The following is a 21,519-nucleotide window of genomic DNA, read 5'->3' as shown; positions in this document are numbered from 1 at the left end:
CGGCGTGTTTTTTATTTATGGTAAACCAGAACCAGTGGGAAACGTCGGCGCAAACTTTACTCATCAAATGTCCACACACAATTGCTTTGCGAGATGACCGACTCTGTCCCGAGATCGATAGCCGTTTTATAATACCATATCTTGTAGTCGATCTTATGCATATACGATTCAAGCTGGCGGTTTATCACTAAGGATACGTATGAAGGGGAACAGGCGAATCCGTTAAGTCAGAATCTTTATACGTACGTGCATAACAATCCGTTAATATTTATCGATCCAAGTGGGAATATTCCTTCTCCCCTTGAAGCTGCTTATATGGCACAGGCAATATATACTGTAACAAGTAAAGATATAGGAGGGCCTGCTCTAGAAGGTGGTTGGATACTTAAAGATATTAAATACAAATGATGAAGGACTAAAAATCGGGGTTTATTCAAGAATGACGTAGGGGTTCGTGAATATGCGCTAGTAAATAAAGGGACTTCAACTGGAGGAGATTGGGTCAATAATATACAACAACCAGTTGGTCTTTCTACTGACATGAGAGATTCAATTAAATTTGCGGAAAAGTTTGTGGAGAAGTATGCTGATAAGTAAATTACTATGGTAGGTCATTCTAAAGGTGGCGCAGAAGCAGCGGCTAATGCTGTGGCAACAAAAACAAATGCAATCACTTTCAACCCAGCTCCAGCTAGTCTTTCAACCTACGGATTATATTGGGACGCAATTTTTTATAAAAAGACAATGACACATTATATTGTAACTGGCGATATTCTAACAAGTACTTTGGGTACTCCCATGGTTGGGGAAGTGAAGTATCTTCCAACAGAAGCCAAAATAAAATGGTATGAATCGGGGATTACTACTGTTAAAAAAGGTATTCTCAATCATTCTATGGACTCAGTAATTAATGCATTAATTAAGGGGGGACGTGGTTGAAGCAATTTATGATAATACTAATAATAGCTGCTATTCTTCTTGTCGCTTTTATTGCAGGTCCATGATTGTTGTTATATTTCGGTCTTTCAATAGGAGAAGATCCTCCCAAACCTGCCTATACGTATGGAGAATTTCCTTTTTACTTGGAGTATGAAGTTAACGGTCAAATAATGATTGTAGAGGATACCGTAATTGTTAAATATGATGGATTTGGATTGAGTGAAGGCTCTGGCGATAAGTACATAAAGTGGAGGCAAACTTTGGCCAGTGGGAATGAGGAAGTTGTATTATTTAAGGAAGAAGAGTCAGTAACACTAATCTTTACGGTTAGAAGTGAAAATTATCGCTTGGAAGATAAATTAAGCAACGAAGACACTTTAATTCCTAATGTAATAAAAAAGGAAGGGAGAATGACATCTCATAGACCATTATCTGATCAAGAATTATTAACTGAGTATGAGATAAGATTGAAAAAATTTGAATATGGTGAACCATTAAAAAAGTAACTATGCTAAAAAAAATCAAATTGTTCGTTAGCTAGAAGGAGTATTTATAAAGGTGTATTCTAGTTTATCTAAGAATGGCCTTGAGTGATAAATCAAAATTTTTACCACATGCGTGTGTATTGATGTGGCCCCAAAAAGTTAGACACTGTATATTAGGCTGCTTCTAGGGCATGAGTTCGGTTCTGTACCGGGCTCATGCCCTTTAATTCAGTGTGACCCCATGTTCCTTTAATGCTTGCTGATACTGACGCATTTGAAAATGCCTCTCCAGTATGTTCGGCGCAATTTTACCTGAATTCCCTTTAAATGAACGATATTTCTTCATACGTACGACGGATTTTAAGCCAAGCTCCTGCATGATTGGTTAATGGACTTAAGGAAGTTCTGGACGGAGCATGTGTTTAACCTTGAACAGTTTTTGGGGAAGCAGTCCAAAGAAGACTAAGGGAGGCACAATACATGATTTCAATGCATGATGGGAATTTTCTCCTTAAGCTTCATCACGTTTACAGCGCGAGCATAGATAGAGCGTTCCAGGCTTGGACGAAAAAAGAACAGCTAGAGCAGTGGTGGGGCTGACAGGTTTTACGACGACCATTGAAAAGATGGAGGTTTCAGTTGGAGGGAGCTTCCTCTTTCATATGCAAGCCCCCAATGACAACTTCATACGCTGGCGGGCCGGTATGTGGAGATCGTTCCGAATAGGAAACTTTCGTTCACCTGGAAGTGGCTTAATGAAGGAGCTGGCGCTGAGGAAACGCTTGTCACGATTGATTTTGTCCAGAAGGAAAGCAAGACGGAACTAATCATTACACACTCCATGTTCTCCAAGTTGCAAGTGACGAATAGACACAATAATAATTGGACGAATGCTTTAGAAGGCGGCTTGTGTGATTATTTGCATTGATGATTTCGGAGGTGATTTCAGTCAAAAAAGCGATGTTAGCTGTATTGATTGTGCTAGTCATCATTGGATTATTCGAAGTGATAAGAACGTTAAGCAATCCGCTGACTCCATCGGATGACCAGCTAAGAAGCCGATTTCTAGAGCAGACACCGCCGGGCACATCTATGGAGGAGGTTATTCAAGATATTGATTCGAAAAAAGATTGGCGAATTGAATATATTGATAACGATGGCGGATTTACACACCAGAAAAAAACCTGCGGAGATGATTGGAGTTAAGCATATTCGGGTGCATATTGGAGAGTACAGGATCTATTCGAGCCTATACTTTGCAACGGATGTGACTGTATTTTATGGATTCAATGAGAACAGTGAGTTATTAGATATTTGGGTTAGAAAAGATACAGATGCATTATAAGAGATGAAGAAATCCACATGCGAGTTAATCCACTCCATGTGGATTTCTTTTTTGCGAGGGGCATAAAAAATGATGTTGACATGACACCAAAAGGTGTCCTAAAATCAAAATATCAAACAGACACCAAATGGTGTCCAATCAAAATCTGCAATTTCGAGGAGGAAGCAAATGAGCAACATAATAGGCGCGGAAATGTTCACGAAAGCAGAAACGCAGTCCCGAAGCAAAATCATTGCTTATTGGACCGCTGTATTATTGCTCGCCGCAGCTATGATGTTAAGCGGGATCGGGCAGCTTATGCAATCAGGGGGCAACGTCGAACTAGTGACAAGCATCGGGTTCCCATTATACGTCATGACCATTCTGGGGATATGGAAGGTGCTTGGAGCTATTGCGATCGTCGTACCTGGCTTCCCTCGGTTGAAAGAATGGGCACATGCAGGCATCTTCTTTTTGATGACGGGGGCGGCTTTGTCTCATATGTTCGCCAACGATTATGGCGATAGCGGCTTCAATGTTATCCTCCCGCTTGCTTATGCTGCCCTTAATATCGCTGCTTGGGCATTGCGTCCGAAGAACCGCAAGCTTTAGAGACAATTCCATAGTAAAAGCTTCTCCAGAACATGATGGAGGGAGGCTGTTATGAGTGAAAACAACCAGTTTAGGGATGTATTTGATGCCATTGCCGATCCGACCAGACGCCGCTTGATCCGCTTGCTGGCAGAGGCAGAGGAGGTTCCGCTTCATGACTTAACGGCACAGTTTGGGATAGGCCGAACAGCGGTATCCAAGCATTTGACCATTCTGAAAGAAGCTGGGCTGGTGCTCGACAGGAAAGTAGGCAGAGAAACGCGATTCAGGCTAAATGCCACACCGCTTAAAGAAGTGCAAGATTGGGTGGCTTATTATAGCGATTTCTGGACAAAGAATATGCAACGTTTGAACCAACTATTAGAGGAGGAAGAAGAATGAGTTTAACATTAAATCTGGAGTATCAGTACAAGACGTCGATCGAGAGGCTGTGGTCGGCTATCACCGATTCAACGAAGCTGTCGAAGTGGATCGCCAATATTCATACGGGGGAGCCGATGGAAAATGATTTTAAACCCGTCGTAGGCCATCAGTTCCAATTCCGCACCCAGCCGAATGAATGGTGGGATGGCGTTATAAGCGGTAAAGTGCTGATCGTCGAGGAGCCCAACCGGGTATCCTACACCTGGTCCAGCGGTGCAGAGAAGCATACCGTAACATGGACGCTGCAGGGTCTAGGCAACGGAGAGGTGAATCTGCATCTGGAGCAAACCGGACTGTCCAATTCGCAAGCACTGGGTGGAGCTAAGTTCGGATGGAGCAAATGGTGCGGCGAGCTTGAGAAGATGCTGGTATAATTGAATAAAGCGACAGGCACAATGGATGTTATTGAAGATCATAATTGTTACTAGTGAATGAGGAGTGTTCCTGTATGACAACAACAAAGCTGAATGCCAAGGTTGACGGATTTTTGAGAAAGGCCAAGAGCTGGAAGGAAGAATTTGAAGCGTTACGGGAAATCGTGCTCGATTGCGATCTGACCGAAGACTTCAAGTGGATGCATCCTTGCTACACATTTGAGGACAAAAACGTTGTCATCATACACGGATTTAAGGAGTATTGCGCGCTTCTGTTCCATAAAGGCTCCTTGCTCAAAGATCCCCATGGAATCCTCATTCAGCAGACGGAGAACGTACAGGCGGCCCGCCAAATTCGGTTCACGAATGTGGAGCAAATCGAAGAGATGCAGCTGATGATCAAAGAATATATTTATGAAGCGATTGAAGTGGAGAAAGCCGGCTTGCAGGTGGAATTCAAGAAGACGACAGAGTATACTGTCCCTGAGGAACTGGAAAATAAGTTTGTGGAGATTCCCGAGCTGAAAGAGGCATTTGAAGCCCTGACGCCGGGAAGGCAAAGAGCGTACCTTTTCTACTTCTCCGGAGCCAAACAATCCAAGACGCGGGAGGCACGGATCGAGAAGTATTTGCCGCAAATTTTGGATGGAAAAGGGTTGGATGATTAAATCCTTTGCCTTGTAACGATGGTGCAATGGAAAGAGAGTCAGACTGGACTTTATTAAAGTTCTGGTCTGACGTTTTTTTTCGGCTGAGCTCAAATATGACAATCTATACACGGATATATTCAGTTTGATTGTGATGTGATAGAATAGGTCCTTGATTGTTTTATTAGAAATCGGAGGCATCTTAGTTTATGACATCACAGTCGCAACAACATGTAAAAATCGTAACAGCAGACCCCAGTGCAATTGGATTATTCGGTCTGGCCATCGTCACACTGGTTGCTTCATCGCAAAAGCTGGGCATCACTTCTGGATTGGGTTATGTTATTCCTTGGGCTATTTTTCTCGGTGCGTTCGCTCAGCTGTTCGCTTGCATTCAAGATGCCAAGCATAACAACACATTCGGCATGACGGCATTCGGCGCTTATGCGTTCTTCTGGTTTGGCATGGCAACCAGCTGGCTGATTAAACTGGGGGTATTCGGGACAGAGCTGGCATCCGGGCTTGATGTGAGGCAGCTAGGTTTTGTCTTCCTTGGCTATCTGATTTTCACGCTCTTTATGACCATCGGAGCCATGGAAACCAACAAAGTGCTGTTTATCATCTTTGTATGGATTGATCTCTTGTTTATTGGATTAAGCTTGGATTCATTTGGGGTAGGAAATGGAGCTTTTCACTCCTTGGCAGCGTATGCAGAACTGGCCATTGCTATTGTATCCTTCTATGGATGCGGTGCTGCTGTGCTGAACACACACTTTGGACGAGTGTTTCTGCCGGTGGGTGCTCCCTTCAAAATCTTCAAAAAATAATAGCTCGACTATTGAATAGAGGGGCTATCATATAAACAGATGAACGGTGACCCGTAGGATGAATACTTTCAAGTGTTCTCCTGCGGGTCTTTCTGTATATTTTTATCACCCTGAAAGCCTGATAAGAGCGAGCGCAACCAATAAAGGTTGCGTTTTTTATGTTTCTACAAAGATTTGTACAAGCTGTAGTATTGCACATTCAGCCTCCTTATTTTATAATGAGTAAAAACTCACTCAAAAAGCAGGTGCCTTTATGCCGCGAACAAAAGAGCAGTTCGAAGAGATGCGCAACGCGACACGGGTTAAAATACAATCCGCAGCGATGCAGCTATTCGCCCAGCAGGGATTCGGCATGACGAATGTGCAGGAGATTGCCGACAAAGCCGGAATCAGTATCGGTCTATTGTACAGACATTACAAAACAAAAGATGAGTTATTTCATGAGCTGGCGGAATTTGCAGCAGCTGGTCTCGCTCGGGTTGCGGAACGATTTGAATCAGACGAATCGCCTTCTGTGTTGATGAGAGGTTTTGTCCAAGAAATTTATGAGGACATGATATCCGGCGATGATCTGGCTAATCTGATGATTCTTATGTCGCAGTCGTTTCATTCTATAGGCGAAACTAATGATGGGCAGAATGATGTGGTTACAGTAAACAAAAACCTGATTATGGCTACCAGCAAGTTGATCAAGCGCGGGCAAGAGTTAGGTGAATTTGGCGATGGTGATTCGTATGAGATGGCTATGTTCTTCTTTGGATTTATTCAGGGGTTAGCTGAGATGAAAGTGAAGATGAAGGCTGACTTCGTTATGCCGTCACCTTCCATCCTGACAGCTTTTTTATTCACAAAAGGGGGCTGAATACAGATGTTCATGATCATCAGAGTGGATCAAGCAAAAGTTGATGTGAGATTGCAAATGGCTGATATATTCGCAGACGGATTTACACAGTGGCTTGGTTTTTTTTCAAAAGACAAGCGGCGGATTGCCAGAGCTTTTGCACATATATTCGTAGAGAGTCAGTTCTACTTGGCCATGTCGGGTGATAAAGTGGCGGCGATGGCGGCATGTACGGATGGAACGGAGCTATCGGTGAGGCTGAGTGCGAAGCAATTGATCAAGCATCTGGGCTTGTACAAGGGAGTACTTGCAGCGCTGTTTCTCAAGCGAGAATTTCAAGTCCCTTTTCATAACCCGAATGGAGATCAAATTTCCTTGGAGTTCGTCGGTACGGCGCTTGAACTTCGAGGGCAAGGAGCGGCATCACAGCTGATTGCTCATATCCTGGAGAGCAAGTCATACAAGGAGTGCTTGATCGAGGAAGTGGCTGACACGAATATTCCGGCTATCCGGTTATATGAAAAGCTGGGGTTCAAGGAATACAAGAGAAAGGCGCTCCCGAAAAAGCTTGCCGAACAAAACGGTATTAATCACCTGATATCAATGAAATATTTAAAGTGAGGCACAATAGCAGCTCATCGTCCGGGCGGCTAGTGAGGGGATTGCATCAGGGAATCGCAAGTTGAATGGACAATTGCGATTCCGCGTTTCTACCGCATGGACGATGAGTTAGTTTTATATGGACGCAGCGTTTACTGTGTCATAATTTAATCCAAGCTGATAGGCTTGCGCCAGCAGTCTTTCATGTGTTTCCGGGTTGGAATCCAGCGTGTTGTGCAGGAGCTCAACACGGCTATTGGCAATTCCACAGTATGCGGCTATCGCAACATTCAACTGATGATTCATCATTTGGTCAAATTGCCTCTTCTCCATCCCTTCCTTCGACTCCGCTGCGAGAGCAAGCCACAGCACTTGCTTATGAGCCAGCTTATTGGAGCCATATGCAACGCCGCTATTCCACACCCGATCAATATAACCTTTCAGCATAGCAGGTACGCTATACCACCATACCGGGAAGACATAGGCAAGAGCGTCGAATTTCTTCATTCGTTCGATTTCGTTCTCCACTTCAGGAGAATAAATCTTGCGATCTATGGACCAATCTGGCTCATCAGCCTCCCATAGAACTGGATCAAATCCGATGCGGTGCAGATCCAGCACCTCTGTCTCGTGACCTGCCTTCAGAAGACCCTGCGTGAATCTATCCGCAACGGAAAAGGTTAAAGAATTCACCCTCGGGTGTGATACAACAGTCAGTATTTTCATGATTCGTCATCTTCCTTTCTCCACTCTTTTACATGGTCTATGCTACAATTGCATTATGCAGGATGTTGTAAAAGATAGGAAGAACGCACTTTTATGTTCTTATAGAACCATAAAGTGCTATAGGAACTGAGAGGTAACCTTTAATATTTGCTCTGAAGGAGTGCTTACCATTGGAAAAACAACCGACCCACACATATAATAATCCCGCTGAAGCGACGTTGGAGGTCATTGGGGGGAAGTGGAAATTATTGATTTTATGTTATCTTAATTGTGGACCCATGAGAACAAGCGAGTTCCGAAAGGAAATTCCGGATTTATCTCAAAAAGTGTTGACGCAGTCCCTTCGGGAGCTGGAGGAGTCAGGCATCATCACTCGAACCGTATATAACCAGGTGCCGCCGAAAGTAGTCTATGAAATGAGCGAGTTCGGCAAAACGTTGAGATCAATATTGGATCAATTGGAAGAGTGGGGCGAATATTATATAAAAGTACGCAAATAAACGAAAGGCCCTCAAATGCCACTACAAAGTGGCATTTGAGGGCCTTTCTCTCGCAAAATCGGCTTCGGATGGGGCTCGAGCCGACTGTCGGAACAACCCCATTTTGGTTGGCGGATCAAAATTGATGGGGCTGAGAAGGTATCGACATTTCTTTATGTCTCCAAATCTCTAGACTCATACCCCGCAACAATTTCCCGAATGAATGCCGCGGTACGTTCGGCATCGACGTTCTCAATGACATGCTCGCATTCCTTGCGGTAGGTGACCTCATCCGTGTAATGGTTTAAATAGCTGTTCATAATCTCATATGACATGCCTTTCGCTTCAAGGCGTTCCTTTACAAGCCGCTTCTCAACATAGAGAAAGATGCGAACAACTTTGTCGCCATACAGGCTGCGAATGCGATCCGCGCCCTCGCGATTCAGGATCAGATAGACACTTCGGCCCTCGCGCAAGGCGTCATTCAGTTCTCTGCTCGCAACGCCGTAGCGGTAGCGGTCGATTTTGACTTCTTCAGAGAAATAGTGACGCTTGCTCAACACATCAAAATGCTCTGGCGTCAAATAATGATAGTCTGCAGGCGGATACTCCTTGTCTCTGGGCGGGCGGTCCGTGTAGGAAGGAAGATGGGTGATGCGGGTATGCTTCAGCGCCAGTCTCGCAGTCGTTTTTCGCCCGGAGCCGCTTGTGCCAGTGAACACATAGATATATGGTTTGCTCATGTGAGATCACTCCTCTCGGCATTGGGAAAGGCTGATTTAATTAGCTGAATGGAAGAATGATAGAGGAAGGTCTATATCCTATTTATCGGCTTTAACGCGGCTTATTGTGATGAAGGATTAGGGAGCATATGCCTATGAATGCATATAAATTTGTTGTTTTGCCTCGGAGGATTAAATTGTTATAAACGATTTTGACAAAAATGTGTATTGAGGAAGCGGGGCGGCTAGCGTACAATGTTTTTATTGATAATAATAATCAATATCACTAAATAGAGATCGGGAGAGGGTAAAATCATGATCAGGCAAGCTTGGAAAACATTTTTGAAATCAGCTGTTGTCGTCACCGTATGTATCGGGCTGTTGGCCGGGTGCGGCGATGCCGGTAATCGGATTAATAACGGAGAAGCGGCTTCCGGCCAGCCTACCGGGGGCACAAATGCTGACAATAAAGCGGATCAAGCCGTACCTGCAACGCGTATTGTCAAAAACGAGTTCGGAGAAGTGGAAATTCCGGTAAACCCCAAACGCGTAGCTGCTTTATACCGCGAAGATTATTTGGTGGCGCTTGGTGTGACGCCGATCGTGCAATATTTCAATCCGATGTGGGGCAAGCAAGATTATTTGGGATTGGAAGTGCCGTTGTTTGACGTTACCGGAAGTGTGGAGGCGCTGCTTGTTTCCGAACCGGATTTGATTATTACCGGTGGCATAGATGACGCCCAATACGAAATGTACAGCAAAGTTGCGCCGACGTACCGTATTCCAGAGGACGTGCTCACGGATTCGCGCCAGACGTTGAACGTGATTGCCGATTTGCTCGGCATGCCGGAGAAGGCGGAGGAGGTTTTGCAGAAATACGATCAGCAGGTGGAGGAATTGAAAGGCAAGCTGGCCGCTTCGGTCGGGGATGAGAAAGTCGTTGTGTTGCGAATGAATTCCGCCGATAAGTCGGTTAATATTTTTAGTTACAACAATATGTTTATCGGCAAGTTGTTGTATCAGGATCTGGGGATACAAGCGCCGCAATTTGCCAAAAACTTGACCGAGGGAAATAGCGTATTGTCCATGGAGGCGGTTCCCGAGCTCGACGCCGAACATATTATTTTGCTGCTGTCCAACGGTACTTGGGAGGATGAGGGCATAGCACAAGCTTATGAGGAGATGATGAACAGTCCGATCTGGAAATCCGTACCCGCTGTGCAGAAGGGCAACGTCTACCAGGTCGAGCGCTCGCACTGGCAGACGACGGCGATTATCGGGGATCAGAAAAAGATGGACGATTTGGAGGGGCTGTTTATCAAGTAGTATCGGTTTCGCTAAACCAATCCAGTGCATGAACGCTCGAATGGGAAGACGACACACCGGCGAAAAAGGAGAGTTGCTTCAACAAAGGTTGAAGAGCTGTCCTTTTTTGTTTATTATGTTAATGAGAACGATTATCAATGTTTGCGGAGCTGATATGGCGCCGTATCTAGATAAGGGTCGGGAGTGTATGGGAAAGGTGAGAGAAAATAGTCTTATTGCCGTAAAGGAAAGCTACCGTTTTGAATGGGGGGAAGCGCGGCATATCCGGATTCGGGAGCATGAAACGGCGATTTGCCAGGATGCGCGATTCGATCTGCTTATCATCGTCAGGAATGGAGCGGCGCGGCTGCAAGGACGAGACGGTGAAAAAGGTAGAGGTGACATCCAATCCGGGCAATTTGTGTGGCTGCGAGCGAATTCGGCGGAAATCTCCTTAATGGCGCTTTCACCCGTTTGCGAATACGATGTTTTTTCTTTTCAGTTTAGATTCGAACAGGTTGAGGTCATTACAGGACCCTTCATAGAGGAGCCTGAGTTTCCGGAAGCCGCTGTTCCCTATGGCCAAGTGCTGGAGCTGCGGACTTATGCGAAAGCCGTCGAGTTGGTGGAGGAATTGCTGCAGCCGTCTTGTCTCGATGCCACGTCGCTACAATTCTATTACCGCTATTTGCGTTTTCAGGAGCTGCTGCTTATGATCATCAGTTGGCATGAGCAGCAATTACGGCAGGCAGCCGCTGAGGCCGATGATGCTTCAGCGGGGATTGGCAGATCCATTCAATATATGAACGTGCATTACAGCGATGCGCTCACCGTTGAGCAACTGGCCGATATCGCATGGATCGAACCTTGGAAGTATCCGCGTCTGTTCAAGGAAGTTACAGGCAAGTCGCCTCTTCAATATTTGAACGATATGCGCATGGACAAGGCGAAGCAATTGCTGGTATCCGGGGAGGACAAGCTGTCGGGCATCGCGCAGCAGATCGGGTTTGCGAACGAATATTATTTCAGCCGCCGCTTTAAGCAGACGATCGGCATCGCGCCTGGGCAATACCGGCGGAATCATCGGGAGCAGCCGCGAATTGTAGCGCCTTATTTGGAGGATTTTCTGGTGGCGCTCGGAGTTATGCCGGTTGCCCAGTATTGGCATGCCAAATGGGGCAAGCAGGATTATTTGCAGCTATCGCAAACTCCCGTGTTTAACGAGATGGAGCTGGCGACGGCAAGCCTGCACGCCATTGCTGATTCTCGTCCCGACCTAATCCTGCTTATGGACCATTACGATGATACGCTGTATAAGCAATGCCGCCGCATCTCCCATACCTGCGTGCTGCCTGAATCAACGAACGAATGGCGCGTGGTATTGCGCCGCTTTGGCGATTTTTTCGGCCGCGGGGAGTTGGCGGAGCGCATTCTTCTAGAATATGAAGCGAAGGCGGACGCTGCGCGTGTGGCGCTGCGCCGCAAGCTTCGCGGCGAGACGGTTGCGTTTTTGCGCGTATCGGCGGACTATGTTTTGATGTATACGGATTGCGGCGGAGGGTTTGCCGTTTCTGTGCTGTACGAGGATCTGGGTCTCCAGCCGTATCGGCTTTCCGAGACGGAAGAGTCATGCTCTGGCTTTGGCGACGGTTCAATGATTGCTTTATCCATGGATCAACTGGAGAGGCTGTCCGCCGATCATCTGTTTGTGGTGTTCGACAAATGGCATAGCGGTCAGCCAGGCGAGGAGCGAATGCTGCTCAGCAGCCAGCATTGGCAAGGCCTTGCCGCTGTACAGAAGCGGCAGACTTACGAGATGGACTTTTTAACCTGGATGAATTACGGTGTGATCTCGAACAGCAAAAAAATTGACGATATTATGCGGGTGCTGGCCATCTGAGAAAACAAAAACCACGTCCCTCCCAGGACGTGGTTCCCCATCAATAAACCTTCTTCATAAGCTCAAAAACTTCTTCTATCGTAAGTCCGAAGGACTTGTAATAGTCGGCGTCAATCGCCATCTGCTGCAGGATCATATCATTGCGTTTTTGCAGCATCTCCTCTGGCGAGAGATCGGTAACAAAACATCCTTTGCCCGTAACGGTATAGATTAACCCTAGACGCTCCAGCTCTTCCCAGGCTTTCTTCACCGTGATGATGCTGACGCCCAGCTCCGTGGCCGCTTGCCGTATGGGAGGCAGGCTATATCCGGTCTCCAGCTCATCCTTGAGGATCTGCGCGCTGATCTGTTCAAAAATCTGCTGATAGATAGGTTTTTCAGATGTGTTCGAAATTGCGATGTTCATTACATTTCCACTTTCTCAAACCGTTTGTTGGCAATATGATAAGCGATAAATGTAAATAGCGCAAATATCACGATGCCTGCAAGCAAGATTAAGAGGTGAGCGCCTAGATTGTCACTGCCAGCGCCTTTGAACAGATCGGACACATGCGAGTTTTGCAAGGCAAGCCATTCGAAGCCCCCGGCAAACAAGATTGCACCTGCATTCGCTGTAAATGCTGCCGCGCCGTATTTATACGACGTCTTATAATACATGGAGATAAAAATCAGGTTGAAGATCGCCAGCATGACGAAGCATAGTCCCCAGAAGCCAAAGGAAGGCTTGAGGAAGAAGTACACCATATCTGGATACAAACGCAGCGTGAACACGCTATAGATCATGGCAACTACGATATGCAGCAGCTCCAGAATGACGATAAAGGAGACTCTTGCTTTCACCATATCTCTTTTTGTAACCGGCATGATGCTTGTGAAGATCAAATCGTTTTGGCTCTTATACCCGCCGAACATATTCGGAACCGTAATGAAACAGAAGTAGAGGATTACCAGGAAATACAGCCACCCCGGAATAAGCATCAATGCGCCAGTTAAAAACGGCAGTACGTAGAAAAAAGGACTTACACCTATCTTGAATTCTTTCATTAACAAGTTATACATCCTGCAGACCCTCCTTCCTAGAGCAATAAATCATAATCTCCTCCAGATTCGGTATCGCCGATTTTATATCCAGTGCCGAATCAAATTCCTTCGTATGAATCAAGCCGGTGAAGCCGAATGAATTGACCTTGTAAGAAATGAGTTGGTCCTTGATCAGATCCAGCTGCTCCTTCTTGCCATTAAGCAAACGGTACGAATCTACAAATTGTTCCTTCTCCGCACTCTTGATGATTTCTCCGTTATGAATGAAGGTGATGTAATCTGCACATTTCTCCAGATCGGATGTGATGTGGGTGGAGAAGAGGATGCTGATCTCGCCGTCCTGCACCAGCTCTCGGAAGATATCCAGCAGATTATCCCGGGCGACAGGATCGAGTCCGCTAGTAGGCTCATCCAGAATAAGCAGCTTCGCCCCATGCGACAGAGCAAGGGCCAGGCTGTATTTTACCTTCATGCCGGTTGATAACTCGGAGATTTTTTTGTCCTCGATTAAATTGAACTTCTTCAAATACTTGCGGTACGTATCGTCATCCCAGTTCTTATAGAACCGTTTGATTACATTTGTTAATGTCTTGACTTTGCTGCGGGTATAAAAGTTAATGTCGCCAAAAGCAGAGCCAATCTCCTGCTTCAATTCCACCTCGTGCTGACCCATGTTCTTGCCCATAATATGAATCTCACCGCTATCCAGGCGAATCAGATTCAGAATCGACTTGATCGTGGTTGTTTTGCCAGCGCCATTCGAGCCGATAAATCCCATAATGTAGCCTTTTTCCAGTTGAAAAGATACGTTCTTCAGATGAAAATGCTCATACTTTTTACTTGCGTTACGAAGATCTAAAGCCAACATAGCGTTTCCTCCGCTCCAAAATTGTGTATGTTGTGTATGCACAATATATCATCGATTGTAATCAGCTGTCAATTCCTGTTCATCTATTTTTTAAGTAAATACAAAAAAGGCTAACGAAAGTTCCCCTGCTAATGACGCCATGCTAAATTCTTGAATGTTCTATATACATCTATGAATAGTAATGATTGTATTACAATAGTCGCATCCCCATACTTTCCACATATCGCCATTCTAGTGCTTTTGTATTATACTGGATTAGTTTGCTGGGCTATATTTCCTGGGAGTTCAACATATGGAGATCCGATTTTGTACGGGGTTTTCAAGAAGGCATGGTCATGGCAGCGTTAGTGGGAATGGTAGTTTAGCAGTTTAATAGACTTGGAGGATTTACTAGATGATCAATTGGAAGCAATGCAAACGACTGGTTCTCATATGTTTGACGATCCTGCTCGCGATACCAGCAATGGGAATGTCGGTTCAAGCCGCAGAAGCGGCTACACTGCCTGATGTGGAACTGCCGACAGGCGCAAGCTTTACGCTAGGCAGCAGTGTGAAGGTTAATGCCGCAGTTGAATGGGATCAGGGAGCCCCAACACAGAATCCGGACAAGCCTGGGATTCATAGATTTTCAGGTGCTTTGACGATAGCTATAGGGGATGTAAGGCCGCAGAGATTCAAAGCTAGAATTCATATCGATGTAGACGCCAATTCGGTGAATCAGAAAAATGTGCCAGCGGGCGCAACACAATCTGACTACAACCTGCCGGCAGTCTCGGATCTTAAACTAATTGGAAATTCGAACCTTCAAGCTGATGTAGTCTTGGATCCAGGATTGCCGGTCTATGATCCTGCCGTAGGAGGACTCCATATATCAGGAGCTTTGACGTTAGCAATTGGAGACGTCAATCCGCAGAGTTATCAAGCCAAATTGACGATTGTGACAGATGGAAAATTTTTAGTAGATGTGATGGGGACATTGCCATTTGACATGATCAGAGTGGCTTATGGTACGCCGCGTTCAGAGCTAAGTCTGCCGACAGAGGCGGAGGTAATGCTGAACAACAAACAATTCGGGAGAGCTGCTGTGACATGGGATCAAGGGACACCGGCATATGATGCGAATCAACCGGGATCATACACCTTCCAAGGTACGTTGACATTGCCGACGGGCATTGAGAATCCGGGAGGCTACAAGGCCAGCATAGATGTTATCGTAGAGGAAAAAACGAATGTGTCCGTTACCGGTGTTGAGGAACTCAATCCCCTAACTGTGGGTTTTGGTACTCCGCGCTCTGAGTTGAGCCTGCCGATAGAGGTCGAGGTAACGCTTAGCGACGATAAGACATTGAAGGCTGCGGTAACTTGGAATCAAGGAACACCGGCATATGATGCGAATCAACCAGGATCGTATACCTTTGAAGGTACCTTGGTACTGCCAGCAGGCATAGAGAATCCAGAGAGCTATAAGGCGAAGCTGGATGTCATTGTCGCAGAAAAGGTCGCAGTTAATGTAACCGACGTTGAGAAGTTAAGCGGCAAAACGATATCATACGGAACTCCAGCATCGAGGCTGAACCTGCCGACAGAAGTTGAAGTGACGCTGAGCGATAGCACCAAGATGGCTGCCGCTGTCACTTGGAATCAAGGCACTCCGGCTTACAATGGGAATCAAGCGGGATCGTATCGTTTCCAAGGTGCGTTAACCTTGCCGGATGGGATAATGAACAGCAACGCTTTGGAGGCAGACCTTGAAATTAAGGTAGCTCCGCGTGTAATCATACCGGGGCCTGCACCGGAACCGTCTGTCATGCCGAGCACGAATTGCGGTCCGAATGGGTGCGTCATTCAATCGGATTATGGCTTGTCGATCAACGTTCCAATGAATGCAGCCAATGGCAACTTCACATTAACCGTCAACAAACGGGAATTGAGTCAGACGCAACGGACGCAGCTTCCACAACATGCGCAGATGTTGTCCGACGCACTTGAACTAAGCAAAACATTTGAGAATCCGTTCACAACTGTGGTCACCTTAAGCTTTGTATTTGATCAGGATAAGCTGACTGACGGGCAGATTCCGGCTTTATATCACTATGACCAAACCAAGCAGTCTTGGACAGAGGTTCCGGGCCGCATTGAGAATGGGAAATTTATCGCTGATGTGAAGCAGCTCGCACTATTTGTGCTGCTGGCTGTGCAGGAGCTTGAAAGTGAGGAACAACCGGGAGTCGATCAAAACGGAATCGTATTGAACGATATAGCGGATCATTGGGCGAAAGCTGACATTGAAAGGGCAATATCTTTAGGAATTGTACAAGGATATGAGGATGGCAGCTTCCGTCCGGGCGATCAGATTACCCGTCAAGCTTTTGTGACGATGCTGGCCAGAGCTTTCCAATGGACAGCAACTGCAGAACCAACCGATTTCAAGGATGCGAATCAAGTAGCAGCATGGGCTGGTAAAGCCATTGCAGCGGCGAATGAAAGAGGATTGATGCAAGGCTATGAAGACGGCAGCTTTCGTCCAAACGATGCGGTAACCCGCGCGCAACTGGCAGTTATCGCAGCAGGCATGCTGTCAAATTCCGGCGTACCGGTTGAAGATGGACTCGCTGGATTCACCGATGCGCAAGCCATTCCAAGCTGGGCCAGACCATCTTTCCTTACCGCTGTCAACGAGCAGATTCTAGTTGGAACCAATCAGTCCGAATTACAGCCATTCCGTCAGGTCACTCGTGCTGAAGCGACTGTCATTATCTTGCGTCTATTGGATAATCTTAAGGTTGAATAATGCATATTGATACCAGAAAACCCGTAAGACTCTCACATAAAGTGATGAGCTTACGGGTTTCGTTCATTCTAATGAATGATTGCGGTACATGGTCTGGAATTAGTTGCCGCAGCAATTTCCATACTCGGTATGTGTGTATTCGCAAGTTGTAGAGCCGCTAGAAGTATCGAAGCAACGTCTGAAGACAGTACGATAAGAGATTCTTCCTGACAGACAAGTACTAGTAGCTTGACAATCCCATTCACCGTAGCACTTTGTATGTGTATCCTGACAAGTCATCGTTTTCACCTCCTTTCATGTTAACTCGGACAGATGATATCAGTTCTGATTAATAATCCTGTTTAAATCATTTATGGAATGAATAACTCCGCAATTTTCAATAATGCGATTGCTGCCCAACCTGTATATGAAAGGTGTAGCGAAAACCTTATGAATATCCCTTTGTTCATTGGCGGATAAAGACAGGATTGGAAAGCCCGGATTGAAGTGCCGGGAAAGCTCTTCGTTTTCTTCATGGTTTCCATCCGTATATAATTGCACATCGCCAGGGAACTGCTTGAATTCGGTTATAAGAGTTGGCAGCATATCAACACAGGATTTACAGGTTAATGAGATATATCCCAGCAAAACCGGGTTCTCATTAGTGGGACGTAGCAATGCGATTGATTCTGGAAAATAATCCCCAATTTGATGTTCTTCATTGAGCTGCGAATTGCGCTGAAATAGTTCCTTGAAGTTGATTTTTCCCAATGTTATTCACCTCATTGTTATCTTGTGTAGTCATGAACATTCGATAATATCTTCCCTCAGCCTGAATAAGCTCTTGATGTGTTCCGATCTCTGCAATTTCCCCATTATGCAAGACGATAATATAGTCGGCCATCTGACAGATTTGCATTCGATGTGTGATGAAAAGGGTAGTTTGGCCAGCCCGTTTTCTATTTTTGGTAATAGAATTCATAATAGATTGTTCGGTTTCTGGATCTAGCGCAGAGGTAGCCTCATCTAGCAACAGAAAAGGCGAATTTTTATATAAGGCTCTGGCAATAGCAATTTTCTGCCATTGGCCTCCAGAAAGCTGTCGAGATCCAGTGAACTCCCAGCCTAATATTGTTTCCTTTGAAACTTCTTCAGGAAATAACACGGAATACTGTTCTGACAACTCCAATAGTTTCTTTTCAGATTCTTCCGACGGAGAATTCAAAATAATATTTTCCTCCAACGAGATTGGATATCGGACAAAATCCTGTGAGACCATAGTCATCTGGCGAATTAGGCTCAGGTGATTAATATCATTAATATCGGAGCCATTAATGTAAAGGGCTCCGGGTGCAACATCGTATAGCCCAATTAGAATTTTACCTAACGTTGATTTACCCGATCCATTTTCACCCACTATTGATATGCAATTTCCTGATTTGATGTTTAGATTTATATGCTTAATCACACATCTATTCGTCGTTGGGTATTGAAATGTAAGATCTTTGATCACAATTTCTTCAATAGGTGAAGCTAGCTTCATGTCATGATCTTGTCCTGTGAGGTTAAGCGGAAAGTACTTTTCCATAAATTGTTGAAGTTGGCGACTTGTCAGAAATGTTTGTTTGACTCTTCCAAAGTATTGGCCAATGGCAAACAATGATGATTGAAGCATAGTCACTGCGGTAGTAATAGCTATGTATTGGCCTATAGTTAACTCGCTCGCGATAAGGCTTCGTACTAAGAGAATCTGGATAATGACAAAACCCAGAGGTTCGATTATGGCAAAAAGGAATCTTTTGATATAGATTTTTTTCTGATGAGATATTTCCCATTTAATAGATTTCAAAGATACTTTGTCCCATTTTCTCAAAAAAAACGATTTGCTTTGGAAGATTAAGAGCTCCTTCTGAGCGATTGGCCTTACTAATGTCTCGAACATCATTAGTTTTTCTCTAGTCAATTGACTTGTGTTTTCTGTATACGAATGATTCAGTTTCGATATTTTGATTTCATTTAAGAAGTGTGGCAAGCAGTAAATTGTAACAATTATAGGCAAATACCATATATAGTTTATTAGTATGATGCTATAGGTCATAAATAATATGATTTGATGAGCAAAATGAATGAAAGTAATGATTAAGCTGGATATTGAAAAAAAAGTGCTTCGAAGAAAGTTAAAATCATTTTGGTACTGAGGCGTTTCTAATTTTGTCACAGTCTTTAGATTAATCAAATCAATTAATTGATACTCAAGAAGACGGTTCATTTGAATCGTCATTTTTTGTTCTAAGTACTGGCGGAGTTGCTCCATACATAGCTGAGTTAGTTTGAGGAGAAGCATAATGACAATTAATTGAATAATGAATGAGTAATTCTGATTACTATTTGTTAATGCATCGAAAAACTGCTCTGTCAATTTAATGGTAAAGGCTGCAATCCCTATTAGTATGACTGATAACAAGCTTAATATTGCAATTGTCCAATATGAGCCTGTTATAGCCTTGCGAATAATTTGGTTAAGCTTCATGGATACCATTGAAATACGGGACGATCGGTTGGCAGGTCTCTCTTAGCAGCTTGGGTGAACCTACATTTTGACTGGAAAGAATCTTGCAGGATGCATCTATTGCATATCCCCATGGAACGGAATAAGACTGCAAATGCTTCACCATATCTTGAATGGAATACTTGAATACGCTTGCTCGTCCTTCAAAAGCTTGTTGAATAATCTCTATATTCTCCTGTGTGCTATCTATTAATATAATTACGTTAAGTGCGGGATTCTGATGGGTGTAATCATCCAGAGCTTCAAGCGCATCTGCACAAACGTCGCAGCTTGTACTTATTAACAAGAGCAGTAGGTGATCAGTGATGAGCTGACGGAGGGTAAGCGGTGAGTCTGATTCTATTAGAGTAATGTCGGGTATCTCGGAGTTGACTGGAAGCTTTTTCATTTCGTTAGACGAATGGGAAAAAGTTCTATTAACCATGGTAACCTCCTAATAAATCCAATATTAGACATTATTATTATTTAAGTGGATTCTATCATTCATTTTCACATAAATCAAGAGCTAATTGGGGTTTGAAGGAAAAAATATTTGATTCCATCTTTTATGGATGATAAAGTAAATAATAGATGATAGAGGTCTTTTTTTGTTTATAGGGGGCTGCTTAAGTATTACAACAAAATTTTATTTGACTTGAATCATATACCCATTCCTTTGGCGGAGTTACATTGAAGCAAATGATTGAAATGGCAAAGCTTTTCCCGTCAAACGAAGGGTATTTTGGCACGTACATTAGGAAAACAAATCATCAAATATATTACGGGTGACGAGTTGGCTGCACAAAAACAGAATGCAGATGGATATATCTCAACCCGTACGAAGCACATTGGGCAAGTCTAGGGCGTAGAAGTGGAGCAAGCGTTGAATCATATTGCATTTGTAAATGTGCATACCCAGGTTATCTCTGATTTTACTCATAAATATTTCCTATTGGTTCGTCAATCCTTCAGTCAAATTATTGAAGATAACCGGTCGGTGAATGAGGTTCTTCAGGAATTGGAATCAGAAGGCCAGTTGTTATTGGATGCTTGGATTTGCGTCAAAAGAATTAGAAAAATTGATTATCGATACTATTGACGGTATGAAGTTTCTACTTGGTGTGAGCTATAAAGTTCTCCGCCAATGCAGACAAGCGGCGGTTCTTAAGCCATACCAGCCCGACGGGAGAAGTCATCTCGGACGGGCTGGTTATTTTATTGGCTTGAATAGCAGCACGATCATGCACCTTGAGCAGAGTCTCAGGTACGATCGCCGAACAAAAGCCGGACTCTACCAGCCGGATCAGCAGCGAGATGTCGGAGCAGTCGCCTACAATATTCGGTTGTAGATGAAGCTCAGAGAAAGCCTGCCGAATCAAATAATGCACGCCTAGTCCCGGTGTGCTGGGGAGCATCAGCGGGATGTCTTGCAGCTCGGCAAGCGAGACGCCAGCATCCTGAGGAGCTGGCTGCGAAGCCTCTGCCGATGTCACCACATAAAACGGCTCGCTATATAGATGATGGACAGCCAAATCATCGCCTAAATCAAGGGGCAAGCGAATAAATGCCAGCTCAACCGCGCGTTCTCTGACTAATTGGCAGAGGCGGGCGGACTCACTTTGCTGGATGTGGTAGGCGGCCTTGGGGTAAGTTTCTCGAAAGCGATGGAGAAGGCCCGGCAGTTCTGCAACCGAAAGCGTATTGACGCCAATCGCTAACGTACCGCTACTGCCTTGTCCGACTTCTTTCACCTCAGATGCGGCTTCCTCGATAAGCTCCACCATTTGCAGAGCATAGTCATAGAGCTTCTTTCCCGCTGCCGTCAGCTTCAAATATTTGCCGCTTCGCTCCATTAATGCTGTGCTCAGCTCTTCTTCCATCGCTTTCAATTGCTGACTGAGCGGCGGTTGGGAGAGATGTAGCCGCTTCGCAGCGGCCGATACAGTCCCTTCCTCTACAATCGCAATGAAATAGCGCAGCTGCCGGATATCCATCATGCTCCTCCTTGTATATGAAAAACCTTAGTGAATAATAGGTTATCTATATTTTTCGAATGGATATGCTTATGATACCATGATTCTATAGAAA

General features: G+C 44.9%; 24 protein-coding genes. 15 read left to right on the top strand and 9 right to left on the bottom strand.

The annotated features are described in order from the left end of the window. Positions 1-603 precede the first annotated feature (603 nt). The 11 genes from AC0YNW_RS19885 (at position 604) to AC0YNW_RS19835 (ending at position 7,093) form a co-directional block, all read left to right on the top strand. Complete coding sequence (locus AC0YNW_RS19885) at positions 604-939, top strand: hypothetical protein (RefSeq protein ID WP_475833439.1); 336 nt, start codon at positions 604-606, stop codon at positions 937-939. 65 nt (positions 940-1,004) lie between these two features. Further along, positions 1,005-1,445, top strand: coding sequence for a hypothetical protein (locus tag AC0YNW_RS19880; protein ID WP_475833438.1), 441 nt, complete (start codon positions 1,005-1,007; stop codon positions 1,443-1,445). A gap of 670 nt (positions 1,446-2,115) precedes the next feature. Further along, positions 2,116-2,352, top strand: a complete 237-nt coding sequence (locus AC0YNW_RS19875; RefSeq protein ID WP_475833556.1) for an SRPBCC family protein — start codon at positions 2,116-2,118, stop codon at positions 2,350-2,352. Positions 2,353-2,363: 11 nt separating this feature from the next. After that, the gene (locus AC0YNW_RS19870; protein WP_475833437.1) at positions 2,364-2,630 is read left to right on the top strand and encodes a hypothetical protein; all 267 of its coding nucleotides are present in this window, start codon (positions 2,364-2,366) and stop codon (positions 2,628-2,630) included. A 307-nt stretch (positions 2,631-2,937) separates the two neighbouring features. Further along, entirely contained in the window at positions 2,938-3,360 is a 423-nt protein-coding gene (locus tag AC0YNW_RS19865; protein ID WP_475833436.1) for a DoxX family protein, read from the top strand. Positions 3,361-3,411: 51 nt separating this feature from the next. Next, on the top strand, positions 3,412-3,741 hold the full coding sequence (locus tag AC0YNW_RS19860) for an ArsR/SmtB family transcription factor (RefSeq protein WP_475833435.1): 330 nt from the start codon (positions 3,412-3,414) through the stop codon (positions 3,739-3,741). After that, the gene (locus AC0YNW_RS19855; RefSeq protein WP_475833434.1) at positions 3,738-4,157 is read left to right on the top strand and encodes an SRPBCC family protein; all 420 of its coding nucleotides are present in this window, start codon (positions 3,738-3,740) and stop codon (positions 4,155-4,157) included. The genes AC0YNW_RS19860 and AC0YNW_RS19855 overlap by 4 nt, the downstream gene beginning before the upstream one ends. Before the next feature lie 74 nt (positions 4,158-4,231). Beyond that, entirely contained in the window at positions 4,232-4,825 is a 594-nt protein-coding gene (locus AC0YNW_RS19850; RefSeq protein WP_475833433.1) for a YdeI/OmpD-associated family protein, read from the top strand. Between the two features lie 188 nt (positions 4,826-5,013). Further along, positions 5,014-5,631 (top strand): acetate uptake transporter, encoded by a 618-nt coding sequence (locus AC0YNW_RS19845; RefSeq protein ID WP_475833432.1) that lies wholly within the window; start codon positions 5,014-5,016, stop codon positions 5,629-5,631. Positions 5,632-5,884: 253 nt separating this feature from the next. Then, positions 5,885-6,493: a TetR/AcrR family transcriptional regulator gene (locus tag AC0YNW_RS19840; RefSeq protein WP_475833431.1), complete on the top strand. Its 609-nt coding sequence runs from the start codon at positions 5,885-5,887 to the stop codon at positions 6,491-6,493. A 6-nt stretch (positions 6,494-6,499) separates the two neighbouring features. Further along, entirely contained in the window at positions 6,500-7,093 is a 594-nt protein-coding gene (locus tag AC0YNW_RS19835) for a GNAT family N-acetyltransferase (protein ID WP_475833430.1), read from the top strand. Between the two features lie 114 nt (positions 7,094-7,207). Here AC0YNW_RS19835 and AC0YNW_RS19830 read toward each other — a convergent pair whose 3' ends face one another. Then, positions 7,208-7,798, bottom strand: coding sequence for an NAD(P)H oxidoreductase (locus AC0YNW_RS19830; RefSeq protein ID WP_475833429.1), 591 nt, complete (start codon positions 7,796-7,798; stop codon positions 7,208-7,210). Between the two features lie 170 nt (positions 7,799-7,968). Between AC0YNW_RS19830 and AC0YNW_RS19825 the strand changes: the two genes are divergently transcribed. Then, complete coding sequence (locus AC0YNW_RS19825; protein WP_475833428.1) at positions 7,969-8,298, top strand: winged helix-turn-helix transcriptional regulator; 330 nt, start codon at positions 7,969-7,971, stop codon at positions 8,296-8,298. A gap of 152 nt (positions 8,299-8,450) precedes the next feature. On the opposite strand, the gene AC0YNW_RS19820 is transcribed toward AC0YNW_RS19825, so the two are convergent. After that, a complete protein-coding gene (locus AC0YNW_RS19820; protein WP_475833427.1) occupies positions 8,451-9,020 on the bottom strand; it encodes a guanylate kinase in 570 nt (189 codons plus the stop codon). 294 nt (positions 9,021-9,314) lie between these two features. On the opposite strand from AC0YNW_RS19820, the gene AC0YNW_RS19815 reads away from it, so the two are divergent. Then, positions 9,315-10,325, top strand: a complete 1,011-nt coding sequence (locus AC0YNW_RS19815) for an ABC transporter substrate-binding protein (protein WP_475833426.1) — start codon at positions 9,315-9,317, stop codon at positions 10,323-10,325. Positions 10,326-10,521: 196 nt separating this feature from the next. After that, positions 10,522-12,204, top strand: a complete 1,683-nt coding sequence (locus AC0YNW_RS19810; RefSeq protein ID WP_475833425.1) for a helix-turn-helix domain-containing protein — start codon at positions 10,522-10,524, stop codon at positions 12,202-12,204. 40 nt (positions 12,205-12,244) lie between these two features. On the opposite strand, the gene AC0YNW_RS19805 is transcribed toward AC0YNW_RS19810, so the two are convergent. Genes AC0YNW_RS19805 through AC0YNW_RS19795 form a run of 3 tightly spaced genes read right to left on the bottom strand, consistent with a single transcriptional unit; the run spans position 12,245 to position 14,113 of the window. Continuing rightward, positions 12,245-12,610 carry a GntR family transcriptional regulator gene (locus AC0YNW_RS19805; protein WP_387475646.1) on the bottom strand — a complete coding sequence of 122 codons (366 nt, stop codon included), beginning with the start codon at positions 12,608-12,610 and terminating at the stop codon, positions 12,245-12,247. Then, complete coding sequence (locus tag AC0YNW_RS19800) at positions 12,610-13,263, bottom strand: ABC-2 transporter permease (RefSeq protein WP_475833424.1); 654 nt, start codon at positions 13,261-13,263, stop codon at positions 12,610-12,612. The genes AC0YNW_RS19805 and AC0YNW_RS19800 overlap by 1 nt, the downstream gene beginning before the upstream one ends. After that, a complete protein-coding gene (locus tag AC0YNW_RS19795) occupies positions 13,256-14,113 on the bottom strand; it encodes an ABC transporter ATP-binding protein (RefSeq protein ID WP_475833423.1) in 858 nt (285 codons plus the stop codon). The genes AC0YNW_RS19800 and AC0YNW_RS19795 overlap by 8 nt, the downstream gene beginning before the upstream one ends. Before the next feature lie 394 nt (positions 14,114-14,507). On the opposite strand from AC0YNW_RS19795, the gene AC0YNW_RS19790 reads away from it, so the two are divergent. Next, the gene (locus tag AC0YNW_RS19790; RefSeq protein ID WP_475833422.1) at positions 14,508-16,904 is read left to right on the top strand and encodes an S-layer homology domain-containing protein; all 2,397 of its coding nucleotides are present in this window, start codon (positions 14,508-14,510) and stop codon (positions 16,902-16,904) included. A gap of 318 nt (positions 16,905-17,222) precedes the next feature. On the opposite strand, the gene AC0YNW_RS19785 is transcribed toward AC0YNW_RS19790, so the two are convergent. The 4 genes from AC0YNW_RS19785 to AC0YNW_RS19770 all read right to left on the bottom strand — a co-directional run bounded on the left by AC0YNW_RS19785 (position 17,223) and on the right by AC0YNW_RS19770 (position 21,425). Then, positions 17,223-17,654 (bottom strand): hypothetical protein, encoded by a 432-nt coding sequence (locus AC0YNW_RS19785; protein ID WP_475833421.1) that lies wholly within the window; start codon positions 17,652-17,654, stop codon positions 17,223-17,225. After that, positions 17,602-19,413: an ATP-binding cassette domain-containing protein gene (locus AC0YNW_RS19780; protein ID WP_475833420.1), complete on the bottom strand. Its 1,812-nt coding sequence runs from the start codon at positions 19,411-19,413 to the stop codon at positions 17,602-17,604. The genes AC0YNW_RS19785 and AC0YNW_RS19780 overlap by 53 nt, the downstream gene beginning before the upstream one ends. After that, positions 19,403-19,876, bottom strand: coding sequence for a hypothetical protein (locus AC0YNW_RS19775; RefSeq protein WP_475833419.1), 474 nt, complete (start codon positions 19,874-19,876; stop codon positions 19,403-19,405). The genes AC0YNW_RS19780 and AC0YNW_RS19775 overlap by 11 nt, the downstream gene beginning before the upstream one ends. Positions 19,877-20,543: 667 nt before the next feature. Continuing rightward, positions 20,544-21,425, bottom strand: coding sequence for a LysR family transcriptional regulator (locus AC0YNW_RS19770; RefSeq protein ID WP_475833555.1), 882 nt, complete (start codon positions 21,423-21,425; stop codon positions 20,544-20,546). Between the last annotated feature and the right edge of the window lie 94 nt (positions 21,426-21,519).

This window comes from Paenibacillus sp. J31R120, assembly GCF_056269225.1.
The sequence above is the reverse complement of the archived record's forward strand: the minus strand, read 5'-3'. Positions and strand labels throughout refer to the sequence as shown.

Coding starts and splice junctions, on each gene's coding strand:
- AC0YNW_RS19795 (WP_475833423.1), bottom strand. CDS start 14,113: ATGTTGGCTTTAGATCTTCGTAACGCAAGTAAAAAGTATGAGCATTTT.
- AC0YNW_RS19780 (WP_475833420.1), bottom strand. CDS start 19,413: ATGAAGCTTAACCAAATTATTCGCAAGGCTATAACAGGCTCATATTGG.
- AC0YNW_RS19860 (WP_475833435.1), top strand. CDS start 3,412: ATGAGTGAAAACAACCAGTTTAGGGATGTATTTGATGCCATTGCCGAT.
- AC0YNW_RS19820 (WP_475833427.1), bottom strand. CDS start 9,020: ATGAGCAAACCATATATCTATGTGTTCACTGGCACAAGCGGCTCCGGG.
- AC0YNW_RS19840 (WP_475833431.1), top strand. CDS start 5,885: ATGCCGCGAACAAAAGAGCAGTTCGAAGAGATGCGCAACGCGACACGG.
- AC0YNW_RS19800 (WP_475833424.1), bottom strand. CDS start 13,263: ATGTATAACTTGTTAATGAAAGAATTCAAGATAGGTGTAAGTCCTTTT.
- AC0YNW_RS19775 (WP_475833419.1), bottom strand. CDS start 19,876: ATGGTTAATAGAACTTTTTCCCATTCGTCTAACGAAATGAAAAAGCTT.
- AC0YNW_RS19805 (WP_387475646.1), bottom strand. CDS start 12,610: ATGAACATCGCAATTTCGAACACATCTGAAAAACCTATCTATCAGCAG.
- AC0YNW_RS19850 (WP_475833433.1), top strand. CDS start 4,232: ATGACAACAACAAAGCTGAATGCCAAGGTTGACGGATTTTTGAGAAAG.
- AC0YNW_RS19855 (WP_475833434.1), top strand. CDS start 3,738: ATGAGTTTAACATTAAATCTGGAGTATCAGTACAAGACGTCGATCGAG.
- AC0YNW_RS19885 (WP_475833439.1), top strand. CDS start 604: ATGGTAGGTCATTCTAAAGGTGGCGCAGAAGCAGCGGCTAATGCTGTG.
- AC0YNW_RS19835 (WP_475833430.1), top strand. CDS start 6,500: ATGTTCATGATCATCAGAGTGGATCAAGCAAAAGTTGATGTGAGATTG.
- AC0YNW_RS19865 (WP_475833436.1), top strand. CDS start 2,938: ATGAGCAACATAATAGGCGCGGAAATGTTCACGAAAGCAGAAACGCAG.
- AC0YNW_RS19770 (WP_475833555.1), bottom strand. CDS start 21,425: ATGGATATCCGGCAGCTGCGCTATTTCATTGCGATTGTAGAGGAAGGG.
- AC0YNW_RS19790 (WP_475833422.1), top strand. CDS start 14,508: ATGATCAATTGGAAGCAATGCAAACGACTGGTTCTCATATGTTTGACG.
- AC0YNW_RS19845 (WP_475833432.1), top strand. CDS start 5,014: ATGACATCACAGTCGCAACAACATGTAAAAATCGTAACAGCAGACCCC.
- AC0YNW_RS19815 (WP_475833426.1), top strand. CDS start 9,315: ATGATCAGGCAAGCTTGGAAAACATTTTTGAAATCAGCTGTTGTCGTC.
- AC0YNW_RS19830 (WP_475833429.1), bottom strand. CDS start 7,798: ATGAAAATACTGACTGTTGTATCACACCCGAGGGTGAATTCTTTAACC.